Origin of the sequence: Bacillus sp. J33, from assembly GCF_000518885.1 — a bacterium.
GTDB lineage: Bacteria > Bacillota > Bacilli > Bacillales > Cytobacillaceae > Cytobacillus.
On the sequence record NZ_JAEL01000012.1, the window covers coordinates 43868 to 56682 of the forward strand.

13 protein-coding genes and 3 pseudogenes are annotated in these 12815 nt (G+C 38.3%); 15 read left to right on the top strand and 1 reads right to left on the bottom strand.

All coding sequences use genetic code 11. The features are described 5' to 3' along the window. Nucleotides 1-298: 298 nt before the first annotated feature. Nucleotides 299-2173: a squalene--hopene cyclase gene (shc, locus tag L634_RS0105520; protein ID WP_034262069.1), complete on the bottom strand. Its 1875-nt coding sequence runs from the start codon at nt 2171-2173 to the stop codon at nt 299-301. 66 nt (nt 2174-2239) lie between these two features. Here shc and L634_RS0105525 point away from each other — a divergent pair, with 66 nt between their 5' ends. The 15 genes and pseudogenes from L634_RS0105525 (at nt 2240) to L634_RS30660 (ending at nt 12704) form a co-directional block, all read left to right on the top strand. Further along, the gene (locus tag L634_RS0105525; protein ID WP_084028838.1) at nt 2240-3379 is read left to right on the top strand and encodes a DUF2515 family protein; all 1140 of its coding nucleotides are present in this window, start codon (nt 2240-2242) and stop codon (nt 3377-3379) included. Between the two features lie 22 nt (nt 3380-3401). After that, a complete protein-coding gene (locus tag L634_RS0105530; RefSeq protein WP_232233707.1) occupies nt 3402-3755 on the top strand; it encodes a CBO0543 family protein in 354 nt (117 codons plus the stop codon). 206 nt (nt 3756-3961) lie between these two features. Then, nucleotides 3962-4063 (top strand): annotated as a pseudogene (locus tag L634_RS34175) (tyrosine-type recombinase/integrase); the annotation flags it as partial. A gap of 13 nt (nt 4064-4076) precedes the next feature. Beyond that, nucleotides 4077-6187 (top strand): annotated as a pseudogene (locus L634_RS30650) (tyrosine-type recombinase/integrase). Next, nucleotides 6180-6560 (top strand): DUF6262 family protein, encoded by a 381-nt coding sequence (locus L634_RS0105545; protein ID WP_026581590.1) that lies wholly within the window; start codon nt 6180-6182, stop codon nt 6558-6560. Before L634_RS30650 ends, L634_RS0105545 begins: the two are co-directional and overlap by 8 nt. Nucleotides 6561-6688: 128 nt before the next feature. Beyond that, nucleotides 6689-7438: an alpha/beta fold hydrolase gene (locus L634_RS0105550; protein WP_026581591.1), complete on the top strand. Its 750-nt coding sequence runs from the start codon at nt 6689-6691 to the stop codon at nt 7436-7438. Nucleotides 7439-7445: 7 nt separating this feature from the next. After that, a complete protein-coding gene (locus tag L634_RS0105555; RefSeq protein WP_026581592.1) occupies nt 7446-8030 on the top strand; it encodes a TetR/AcrR family transcriptional regulator in 585 nt (194 codons plus the stop codon). Between the two features lie 355 nt (nt 8031-8385). Next, the gene (locus L634_RS0105560; protein ID WP_026581593.1) at nt 8386-9141 is read left to right on the top strand and encodes a DUF2087 domain-containing protein; all 756 of its coding nucleotides are present in this window, start codon (nt 8386-8388) and stop codon (nt 9139-9141) included. Nucleotides 9142-9166: 25 nt separating this feature from the next. After that, entirely contained in the window at nt 9167-9517 is a 351-nt protein-coding gene (locus L634_RS0105565; protein WP_026581594.1) for a GIY-YIG nuclease family protein, read from the top strand. A 21-nt stretch (nt 9518-9538) separates the two neighbouring features. Beyond that, nucleotides 9539-9953 (top strand): annotated as a pseudogene (locus L634_RS34180) (condensation domain-containing protein); the annotation flags it as partial. A 355-nt stretch (nt 9954-10308) separates the two neighbouring features. After that, nucleotides 10309-10608 carry a hypothetical protein gene (locus L634_RS30655; RefSeq protein WP_034262050.1) on the top strand — a complete coding sequence of 100 codons (300 nt, stop codon included), beginning with the start codon at nt 10309-10311 and terminating at the stop codon, nt 10606-10608. Between the two features lie 117 nt (nt 10609-10725). Beyond that, nucleotides 10726-11097: a hypothetical protein gene (locus tag L634_RS0105580; protein ID WP_026581596.1), complete on the top strand. Its 372-nt coding sequence runs from the start codon at nt 10726-10728 to the stop codon at nt 11095-11097. 270 nt (nt 11098-11367) lie between these two features. Further along, entirely contained in the window at nt 11368-11676 is a 309-nt protein-coding gene (locus L634_RS34185) for a DUF4362 domain-containing protein (protein WP_269521444.1), read from the top strand. A gap of 161 nt (nt 11677-11837) precedes the next feature. Next, nucleotides 11838-12275, top strand: coding sequence for a VOC family protein (locus tag L634_RS0105590; protein WP_026581598.1), 438 nt, complete (start codon nt 11838-11840; stop codon nt 12273-12275). Between the two features lie 123 nt (nt 12276-12398). Continuing rightward, entirely contained in the window at nt 12399-12704 is a 306-nt protein-coding gene (locus L634_RS30660; RefSeq protein WP_232233708.1) for a hypothetical protein, read from the top strand. Nucleotides 12705-12815: the final 111 nt, after the last annotated feature.

Sequence of the window (12815 nt, forward strand, 5' to 3'; positions counted from 1 at the left end):
AGATTTTTATTTTATCGGTCACTTTTTCAATATAACGGTCACTTTTTCATTTTATCGGTCAGTTTTCCGATATATCGGTCACTTCGCGGTGCATCAATATTCCAGCACTTGCACTGTGAAAATGTGACTTATGCCTGAGAGTCTTTTTTTACAAAACCTAAAAAATGAGTATATTTTAAATGCATTCGCCCATATCGAGATGATTCCACCTAGTAAATGGAGAAACGTTCAGTCACATTTTGTGAAAACAAGTTTAACGATGAAACTACAATGATTGACACTCCTCCAACGATTATCATTACCCGAATTTTTGATGATAATGGGACAGAGCCATAAGGGGAAAGATATACCGATAACTGTGATAGTGGATGTAGAAGCTGCCCGCCATAGCTTGCCCTTTTGGATAGGCTGTTGTCCAATCCTCCTTATTGATCGAGTTCAGCAAATACATGATGCCTTTTTGGATTGTTTTCGTCGGCTTTTTTTCCGTTCCGATTAATGTGTCAAGTGCCCATGCGGTGTGTGTTAAGGTACTTGCATTCAATGGTATATATGTTTTTTGGCTATCGCTTCGGCAGGATTCACCCCAGCCGCCGTCCGGGTTTTGAATGCTCTTTAACCAGGCAGAGGCCTGCTGGATGGAGGGGTGATTGGCTTGCAGGCCTGCAGCCATGAGCCCTGTTACAGACGCCCAAGTCCCATATATATAGCAAATTCCCCATCGGCCATACCAGGAACCATTTTGTTCCTGATTCTTCAATAGCCAGTTCACGGCCTCTTTAAACGCCTGATGGTCCTTTGGCAGGTTTGTATAGTTCCCCAAAAACTCCAGGGTCCTTCCAGTTAAATCAGCTGAGGTGGGGTCTCCAAATATATATTCACCCTTTTCAATCGGCAGGAAATCAATCCAAGGATTCTCGGTATTTCTTTCAAAGGATGGCCAGCCGCCATCATCATTCTGCATCGATAAAAGCCAATTTACCCCACGATCCCAAGCCTCCTGGTATTTGGGGCTGCCTGGCACACTTCTGGCAATCGATCTTAAAGAGGCAGTTGTATCGTCGACATCGGGATTGACGGTATTGACATCAGAAAATCCCCATCCGCCCGGCAAGCCTTTGGGATTATGAATCACCCAATCCCCAAACTGATCATGCTGACGCTTCAGCAGGTAGCGGTTCGCCTTTTTTACAGCGGGATCGTCTGGTGAAACTCCGGCTAATTGGAGAGCAGAGCTAATGAGCGAAGTATTCCAGACAGACGCATCGGTATATTGCATATGCGTGAGGCCGTTAATCTCCGTCCGCATCGATTTCAAGCCTTTAACCGCTTTTTTTATAATCGGGTCATTCTTTGAATAGCCCAGTGATAGGAGTGCAAATATCATTAAGAAGGTAGAACTGAAATAGCTATAAAAGGTTCCATCCGGTTCAATCCGCTCCAGCATATATTCTTCTGCCCGGTCCATCGCCAATGAGTGGAGCTTCTCAGGCATGCCCAATAAATCCTCTATGCCTTCCTTGATGGATGATAAGAAGGACCGCCATTCTGCTTGAATCTCCCACTCATTTGTTCCAGCTCTCGTTAACATTAAATCGGAAAGATCAGGGCTGTTTTTCGTTTTTAAGCTGAATTTTTTCTCTGCCAGAATGAGGATCGGGGTCAGATTCACTCTCCCATAGACGGAAAACTGATAAAAGTTAAAGGGAAAAGAAAACGGCAAAAGCATAATCTCAATCGGGATCGGAAAAGATGCAGGCCATTCGTACTGGCCCGTGACAGACAGCATGATTTTCGTAAATAGACTAACCCCCTCCATGCCGCCATTTGCCAAAATAAATTGTTTCGCTGCTTTCATCCTCGGATCTTCCTTCTGAACATAGCCCGAATATAAAAGCGCGTAATACGCCTCCAGTGTGGCTGATGCATTTCCATCCTTTTCATCATAAAAAAGCTTCCAGGCACCATTTGCTTCTTGTTTGCTCAGAATTCGGGAAACCAGCCTCTGAATCAATTTTTCATCATGTATTTCCAATGTCCTTAATAAAATGATCATATAAGCATCTGTTGAAATGCCTGTTTCAAAAGGGTATTTCCATGATCCATCATGGGATTGCCCGTTTTTCAGCTTAAGAATTAACCATTGAATGCCTGAGATGGTGTTGGTCATCATATGCACATTCCTCTCCAGGTAAAATTCATGATACTCATACATATTCACATAACAGAGGGAGAATTCATGAAGGAGGGGATCACGATCTTTTTCCGAAAGAAACAAGAAAAATCCCCAATTGAAGTGATAAAGGAAGAATTAAAGAAAAAAATCTATAAACCTGCAAATCTATCTGAGGAAGAAAAGCAGATCCTGGAGTTCGTTAAACTGGAAACAAAGGAATGGAATCAAAATAATGTTACAAGAACAAAAGCCTATCTGGATTTTTACAGGCAGCACCCCGAAATCCATTGGGCCTTTTTGGGGCATATGGTCTCCCGGAATGGGGGCTGGAACATGACCGATTTAAAAGGGGAGCTTCTGTCCAGGTTACTTTCGGATAGGGAAAAGCAATCCTTCTTTTCCTTTTTGGAAAGAGGGAATTGGCTTATTTTTCAGGATGCCTACCCTCAATTCCTGATCTACCGTGAAAGCCTGAAAAGAAACAAGCCGTTATTTTTCCTATTTCCATTCCTTGATATTTCCGTGTTTATGGAAACGATCTGGAACTGCTTTTGGAAAAATCCGCAGCCATTCCTTCTTACTATAGCCCTCATTATTAATGAACAAAGCTATTTAGAAAAAAGGGTGATTCAGAATCCGCGTTACAAACAGGAGGTTTTGAATAAGCTTGAGTTTAAGCTTCAGGACCTGCTTTCCTTTAATCACATCCTCTTTCCGTACAGGAAGAATGGTGTGATGCATTTGAAGGGGCAGACGCTTACCCATTTTGAATCTTTACATGAACGAATACAGCTGGGGAAGAGATTGTATGCAGTTCTATTTCATGACAAGGATGTCCTGGCCCATGCGGAACAGTGGGCGTATCGCCATCCGCATACAGGCTCAAGGAAGGATTATTGGCCGGAAATTTTTAATGATGTCCACGAAGGACTGCCAGGCGAAAAATATCAATTTCAATTAAAATCCTGCAAACTGCGGCCGGGAGCAAGAAGAATTTATAGCCCCAGCCTTGAAAGCGCCTGGAAAAATGTGAGTCATGAAGAAGCAGAGATTGGGGATTGGTTTAAAGACTTACAGGTAATGGATTATTTCATAGAATTAAAAGATACCGTAAATGGGGAGATTCAGCATGCATACTGTAAAACACTTGAAAGACTCGAGCTCGCAGCCCTCGCGAAAAAAGCCGTTACGAATTGGCATTAAAGGCTATTTACCGGCTATTCTATTGGCTTCATTAATAGGAACTTATTTAGATCTTTATTTTATCGGCAAGCAGCTTTACTCCTTCCCAATCCGACCGCTGCCATCCATTTTTTCTATTAATATATTATTTACACTGGCTGTCCTTCCCGTTACTATGATTCTTTTTATTAAAATCATTCAAAAATTAAAAGGGTGGCTAAAAGGACTATTTGTTTTATGCATCAGTTTAATAATGGCGGCTATGGAAAAAATGGCAGAGGATATGGGGCTGTTTGTACATGCTGATCACTGGAATCACCTTAATACCTTTGTGGGTTATTGCCTTTTTATTTTTGTGATTTATACTTTTCATGAGTGGATGAATAGAAGGATATAAGGAAAGAGGCTGGTGAAGAAGGAATTATTTAAACAGACTATAATTAGTAGAGGATACTATGTTCAATATGAGAGCATATATCCTCTTTTTTCATACATAATAGAATGAATAAACAGATATTGTAATCGTGGAAGCGTAGTGTGGTCGCAAGACCGAGCGTAAAAAAGGTTTTAGGGGGAAGGTCTATCTTTATAATCTTTCTCTGTCTCCAGACAACGATGAACTTGTATCTTCATCCTTCAGACGAAGACATCCGCAAGGATTGGGAAAAGGCACAGGGTGCATTTGATATACAGAAACAGCACTGAAAGGCGAGAGAGAATGAAACAGAAACAACAAACAAATATAGGGGAATTAGGGTTTCATGAACGATTGCAGCAAGAATTATCAACCTATCCTGTTAAAACAATTCACAAAGATGGTTCTGTTACCATAGAGCAAGTGAATAATCCTTATTTCTTGATTAACGATAAATGGAATATTAACTTTTTACGTGAGATTAAGCAGTTCAAAGAACAAGTAGCAACCTATAAATACAGTAGCAAAAATGTTACTTTCCGATTTCTTAATCCTAAGGTTAATTTAGAAGTAAAATATGTATACTATCAACGATTGTTTAATGATTATTGGACCATAAACAGTATTTTTGGAGCGCATAGTCCCCTAAAAAGAATGACTGAGTTCTTAAACCAGAAATATCCTACATTAACATCGTTATTAGATTTAGAGATTGATAAGGTAGAACGAGAATATTTATTTTGGTTAAATGAAATGGGTATTAATACTCAGGTGATTAATAAAAGAATACTCTACAAAGATATAACCATAAAATCCAAAATAGCGTCCTTTTTGAGACTTGTTTTTACAACTCTTTTACAAATCACTGATATACGAGAAGAATGGGAAAAGGATCGTTGGGATATACGAGTTTTACATGATAAATATGGTATTGATTACAATAAAAGTAATACTAGATATTACATTGATTTTACTAAGGTCGAACAGATGAAAATACGTCAACAAATAAAAAGTATATCAAGCAACGGTTACTAAGTAAAAATAAATTTTCTGTAGGTACAGCACAAGATTATCTGCAATACCTTCCAAATTTTTTATCTTTCATGTTATCTCTAGAACCAACATGGATGGATTTAAAAAGTTTGAAACGTTCTCACATTGAACAATATGTTCTATGGTTACATGAATACTCAAGAAACAATTTAAAAAGAAAGGATAAACATCCTGAAAGGTATGTATCAAAGGCATTAAATATTGTAGGAAAGTTTCTTGAAGATATTCAACGATACGAATATGATATCGCTCCAGAAACTCATGTGCGATTATTACTCTTTCCAGAGGATAAACCGAAATTAAGAAAAAAGTCGATTGATCAAATCGACTATATCCCTGACTATGTGTTAGAACAACTTTTTACTAATATTAATGATTTGCCCAAAGATGTCATTCCTGTGGTTTGGGTTGCATTTAAAACAGGACTACGTATTTCAGATGTATTAGGATTGACCACCGATTGCTTAATAAAGTTAAACGGTAAATACTCGATTATGACTGATATTGAAAAAACGTACGTGCAGGGACACCGAATTCCCATTGACGAAGAATTAGCAAATCTCCTTGCGGTCCTTATTCAGCGAGCAAAAGAAAATAGCAATCAAGATAATAATCCCGAAGGGTTCATTTTTATTCGCTATCGTGGTTCCAGAAAGGGAAAGCCTTATTCCCAAATGTGGATTGGAAAAGAACTGAATATCTTAGCAAAAAAGAAAAACATTGTAGATGAGAACGAAAACTTATTTCATTTTAAAACTCATCAGTTCCGGCATACATATGCCATTAAAATGTTAAATGGCGGTGCAGATATTTTAACGGTACAGGAACTATTAGCCCATGCTTCCCCTGAAATGACCTTACGGTATGCCAAATTATTGGATGACACGAAACGGAAAGCGTTTGAATCTGTTATCAATCAAGGCGTATTCAGTTTTGACTTAAACGGCGAGGTGCAAGAAATCAAAGCAGGTGAAGATATTCCAGAGGACATTCTCCAAGCTCTCTGGCAGGACCATAAACTAAATGCGATGGACAACCCGTACGGGACGTGTCACGCGCGATTGAAAGGCGATTGTCCGCATATGGAAGCCCCTCCTTGTCTCACGTGTAATAGTGGTAGTCCGTGTAAAGACTTGGCGATTGGCTTCTCGGAATTGGATGTGGAGAAATATGAAATGCACGTAAAAACAACAGCAAGAGCCATCGAGGTAGCGAAACAGCATGGTCGTGATGACATGGCAGAAAAGCACGAACGGAACTTACAGCGATACCAAGGTATATTGGACAATATCCGTGAGGGGCATGTCATCTTCGGTAGACAAGATCGCATAAAGAGAAAGCAAGGTGTAAAAAATGGCTGATTATGACCGCAGAGAACAGTTAAAAAAGATTCATACCTCACGGAAGGCTGCCACCTATCAAAAGGTCGATGAAGCCATTCAACGGCTCGTACGAGCTAACGTGAGCATCAATTTCAACAGCGTGGCAAGTGAGGCTGGCGTAGCGAAAGCTACGCTATACAACAACCTTGAGTTGCGTGATCGGATTGAATCCTTGCGACAACAACAAACGCAAGCACCTACACCGAAGCGAATCAAACGAGAGATGGATGACAATAACAAAGATGCCCTGATTGCTTCTTTACAGCGCCGCATTAAGAAGCTAGATAGCGAAAACAAAGAACTAAGAGAACAATTGAAAGTGGCTTACGCAGAAGTATATAAAAAAATCTGAGGGAACACCGTTCCCTCCTTTCTTCAACTAAAGGGCCAGATTGTTGAGGATCGCTTTTTTTTATTGACTAAACGTTCATTCAACAATAAAATAAAGTTAATACTCAAAAAATGCATGGAGGGATTCCAATGGATTTGTATTACGAGGTTAATGGTAATGGGCACCCTGTCGTTCTTCTTCACAGTGGTGGCGCTGATTCACGGGACTGGACATTTGTTGCACCACTTTTAGCAAAACATTACATGGTTGTTAGTTTTGACGGACACGGAGCCGGAAAATCATCGGATCCAGTTGGAGATGTTAATTGTGTGGAAGATTTGAAGGGGCTCCTTGACTATCTGAACATTCATAAGGCCACCTTAATCGGACATTCTATGGGGGGCCAGATTGCAACAGACTTTTCATTAGAATATCCTGAATACGTATCGGAATTGGTTTTAATTGCACCGTCATTGACAGGGTTTAACTATTCATCGGAGTTTGTAGAATATATGAATAAGGTAAGTGCGGCCGCACCAGACATAGACAAAATGATTGAGGTTTCACAAAGTGCAGTGTCGTATCGTGTTGTTCAGGCTAGTCCCCATAAGGAGCTTACTGAACAAATGCTTCGACACCATATCAAACGGACATTTAATTGGCCAGCTTTTGAAATGATTTGGCCGAATCCTCCTGCAGCCGAAAGACTAGGTGAGTTGTCTGTTAAAACTTTATTTATGATTGGTACGGAGGAATTACCCGATAACCTTCGAGTCGCTAACTACTTTCGAAAGCAGTCAGACGCTCGAATCATTGAAATTTCTGGTGCAGATCATATGGTTACGTTAACTCATCCCGAGGATTTGTGTCGTCATATTATGGAATTTTTGGAGGAATGAGATTGACATGCCAAGAACACCACAAGAGAATGAGCGTATTCGGCAGTTAGCCAAGGAGAGTATTCTTAAAGCAGCGATGGAATTGTTCATCAAGCAGGGGTATCATGCGACTTCTATTAGCAACATTGCCGAACATGCTGGCATATCTAAAGGCCTGCTTTACAATTATTTTAAAGGGAAAGAAGAACTCCTGGCGACTATGGTTCACGCGAGGGTGGGGGAAATTGTTGAAGTCATGAATCAAGCAATGGCTATTGAGACCCCAGTGGAGCAGCTCAAACATATTATAGAGGGCGCAATCGATAATGTCTACATGAAGCCGGAAGTATTCCGTTTCTATCTCCACCTGCAAACACAACCTGAAGCAGATCATGAGCTGATCAAATACAGTCGTTTTCTTATTGAAGAGAACGCCAGACAGTTTGAGTTTCAATGTGAGATATTTGAAAAGCTAGGAGCAAAGGAAGCGCGGAAACGATCGTTATATTTTTCATCCACGCTTCAAGGGATCATGTTGATGATATCGACTTATCCACAGCAGTTTCCCATAGAAGAAATAAAAAAGCAGATCGTTGATGAGTTTTGTAACTAGCTTTCCTTTTAAAAAAGCTTTTATTCAATTATAGGGCGCAATTGTTGAACAAGAAGTAAAGGAAGGATACATATTAGTCATGACTAATATGTATCCTTCCTTATTTTTTATGACTTTTTTGGAATTAGGTCTTGATAAAATTATTCCTTTTTGCCAGCCTCTTTTTGTTTGAAGGCCTCCTTTTGATTGCAGATTAAATAAACATATTTAAAGTTTGTTGGGTTAATAATAAACAAAAATAAATATCGTTTGTTTTGCCGATTGACAATTTTTAAACTTTGTTGTAATCTGTTTATCAAAAAGCAAACAGATGATTAAAATGTTTATTTATAAGAAAGTTAGGATGTGTACTGCAATGGAAATATCCAATTTGTTCTGGGAGGCTTCCCTGGAAGAGCTGAAACAGGGATATATAGAAGAAAGAGATTCATTTACATGCCTGCTATGCGGGGAAAAGGCTGAAAAAGGGATTGTATATCCATATAAAGATCGGCTTTATGAAGCAGAAAGATTTGTCCGAATTCATATCGAAAGTGCGCATGAGAGCGTTTTTGCCTATTTACTGGGAATGGATAAGAAGCTTACCGGTCTTACAGAGCATCAGAGGGCGCTCTTGCAGCTTTTTTATCAAGGGAAAAGTGACAAGGAAATTCAAAAAGAGCTGGATATGGGGAGCACTTCTACGATTCGCCATCACCGTTTTGTCTTAAAAGAAAAGGAACGGCAGGCCAAGACGTTTCTGGCGATGATGGAATTATTGAAAGAAAAAGACGAATATGCACCAGCGTTTTTGCCTGTGCATAAAACCGCCACCATGGTCGATGACAGATACAATATTACGCAGGAAGAACAGGAGAACGTGATCAAAAAATTATTCCCTGATGGATCCGAAAAGGCTTTAATCAAGTTTCCGCCAAAGGAAAAGCAAAGGCTGATTGTCCTGCGGGAAATCGCCAAGCAATTGAAAACCGGCCATACCTATACTGAAAAAGAATTAAATGAGACATTAAAAGGCTTTTATGAGGATTATGTTCTGATTAGAAGATATTTAATCGAATATGGATTAGTAGACCGGAAAGCAGATGGCAGCCAATATTGGGTGAAAAAATAAATAGGAATAAAGCGGGGGAAACAAGATGGATCGCAAAAAAGAATTAAAGCAGCAATATAAAGAAACACCAATTGAAGCGGGTGTTTATCAGATAAAAAACATGAAGAACAATAAAATAATGGTCGGAAGCGCGAAAAATCTTAAAAGCCTAAATGGAATAAAGTTCATGCTTGAAAACAATGGATATACCACCAATAATGAGCTTCAGGAAGAATGGAATCAGTTCGGGAAAGAGGATTTCACATTCGATATCCTGGAAAAATTGAAAAAGAACGATGATCCGTATTTTAATGAGAAGAAAGCTTTAGAGAAGCTTGAAGAGAAGTGGATTGAGAAGCTGCAGCCATTTGGAGAAAACGGATATAACAAAAAATAGTTTGAAAGGGGGGACACCGCGGTGGAACTTCATTCGGCAACACCTCAAGATAGGTGAATTATTTATTGGGTCTGTATTCCGCGGATCAGCAGATTCATGCAGTCCTTTATTTTCCGCCGAAGGTATCAAGTGAGTTTGCTGGAACAACCGTTAGGATAACGATAAATCTACAGCCATCTTGAATAGCCGTTTTGTCGAAGAAGAGGTTCCTTATTGGGAGCAATATCCGCCTAATGCTAAGTTGCCAGCTTTCCTTTTTGGAGAGGGAACTGATCATGAATTGGAAAAGATGGCCATCGACTTTATACAGGAACCGGGGAATTTTGTTAAAGGCCCTATGGTTCAGGCTAAATTGTTTCAAGGAACAGCAGCACATCTTTTGGTTGTAAAGTTATCTCATCTTTGCAGCGATGGAGCAGGAGTCAAGAAAGAAATATATCAAATTGCTGGCAGCTTTAGTAACAGTGGAGGCATTTTTGAAGTTCTTTCGTATTTTTCAATATTCCGCAATCGGGCGCTTTTCTGAAATAAGGAAAAGCGCTCATTATTTATTTTAGGGATTATTAACAGGAATTGTTATTATCTTTAGTTTTATGGGACACCATGAAATATTAAATTAATAATTTGAATGTGATTGAAACCATTTTTCTATAGAAACCGTAGTAATAAATAAAGATATTGTTAGAAATATTCCCGAAATGCAGGTCATTAGAAATAGAAAGTAAAGATTCATCAAATATTCTTTATAGGGGGATTCGGTTAAAAATATTTCTAAAAGGAGATTATTATCAATGGCTTCTGTATTCAAAGAAGAGAAACTGTATCGGATTCAGATTATTAAACCATGCCAGGTAATAGGTATTCTCGATAATGTTTTTGGTGGGTTTTATCCTTTTTTAGACGATATTAAAGAAGAAAACTGGGGGATAATCCCAGCAGGCTGTGAAGGGTGGATATTTAAAAAATGGGGAAGAACATACTTTTTACCTGATGAAAACCAGAATGGAATCGAGCAATTCACACCTACAGACCAACCCTTTGTGTTAATTCCCTATCATAAGATTAAAGATTCCTACAAAAAATTGAGCTAACGGACACTAAAGTTTAACAATGATTATCTTTTATTAATTACATTCAAAAAAGGGGTGCAATTCGTAAGCGGATAAGGAATTACAAAAAAACTTACACCTTTTTTAGTTGAAGGGAGTGTGGAAACAACGGGCAGACAGGTAATATTCGGTGTTCAGGAATTAATTTTAAATCTTACAGGCTTAACAGGATTTTTTGCTTTAAAACGAAGAGTTATAATGCCTTACCGTATGATAAAAAGTGTTTTAGTAGATTATTTCGATGCTCCACAATGGATGATGAGGATGCCCGGTACTTCAATTTCTCCATTAAATATTTATGAGGGCAGTTATAAATATCGAGGTGAATGGTATTTTTTATCTTACGGAGGTCGTGTACCACTGGTTATTATTGAACTGGAAGGACATAAAAAGTATAAGTATGTTATTTTCCAAATCGATAACCCCACTAAGATAGCTTCAGAAATACGAGTGCGCTTAAGAGAGTTATAATATGTGTCTTAAACAAACTGTTTCTTGTATACAAGATAGCTGCTAATCAGGCAGCTTTTTTCTTGTTCAACAAAAGGGAGTTTAGTAAAAGGAAAAGAAACCTTAAATCATTAATTACCGTCAAACAGATAAAAGGGAGGGAGTATTCTGAGACGTTTATGTATATGTTTAGTAACTATTTGCATCTTTTTTATATTTGTTACTGGTTGCACTAATTCAAATACTAATTCACCTACCAAATCAAAAGGCTATACACCATCTGATACTGATATTGTAAATGGGAATTCTGGTGATATTGAAAATGAATCGAGATTATTAAAATTTATTCGAAATACAGAAACAGGGAAAAAGGATAGTATCCGTGTGGTTGGCTATACCAAAGAAGGGGACCCAATATTAACTGATATTAATTTTAATGGAGAACAGTTAGAGGTCACTAGGGATAACACTAGAGATGAATACGGTAGCAACGAAATTAAAACGTTTAATTGCGAAAGCATAATTGTTGAAGAAAAAACATACTTAATTACTGGATGTGAGGGTTACGAAATACCTTATTTCTTGGCAGAAAGTTTTTGATAATTACAGAACCAAAATCACTTTGAAAGAGTCGTTTTTCTTTAACTAAAGGACAGGTTTGTTGAAGAAGGATATTTTCTGTTTTAAGCGAATTAGAATTTCAAACAAACCTAACACGAATACAGGTATTGAGAATAACAGGAATATAGGAGGTATGAGATATGAAGATCAATAGAATAGATCAGGTGAGTATAAACGTAAATGATCTTTCAGAGGCTAAAGCGTTTTTTCTTGATTTAGGACTTGAAGTGCAAGCGGAATGGGAATTGGATGGAGAACAGTTGGACAGAATAGTTGGGCTTAATGATGTTAAAACGTTATGTGTAGGATTGGGGATGCCAGATGGTCAGACATGGATAGAGCTAGTTAAATTTTATACGCCATCAGATGAAAAAGATATTCAGCAACCTTTTGCAAATACGCTGGGTATCCGACATATTTGCTTTGCTGTTGAAGATATTGAGGCTATTGTTGCAAGATTGAAAAAGAAAGGCACGGAAATCTTTAGTGAGATACAGCAATATGAAGAAAGTTATAAGTTATGCTACGTTCGTGGTCCAGAGGGAATTATTTTAGAGTTGGCCGAGAAAATCAGATAAATATTGAATGGACTTTAAATAATTTAGACCTCCAACTTTAAAGATTTCTTCTTAAACTCTCGGGTGCGATGCTTCAATAACGAAGGATCGCTTTTTCTTATTCAAGTAACGGGTGCATCTCATTTGAAAAATAAGAAGAGAAGATTTGCAGTAGGGATTTTTACAGTTATTCTTTTAATAGCTATAATGGTGCTTACTACTCCTACCAAGGATGAATTTGATAAATGGATATTAACAGAGAATGGTATTGTTTGTAACAATATAGTTTGGAATGAAGAATGTACAAAAGACAATCAGATAATATGGAATAGTTCTTCGCATTTTAGAACGCTGGCATATTTGCCTCCTATGAGACGGATTTTGAATTTCAAAACGGTGAGCAATTCACTTTTAGAACTTTTGGGATATTTGGTACTTTCTTTAAGATGAATGACGGAAATATTTGGGGGATATTAAACTAAATTATATATTGCACAACGTTATGTTTAAGATTAGCCGCCGTCCAGGGGCTTTTTTTCTATTAAAGGGGCAGCATTCCTG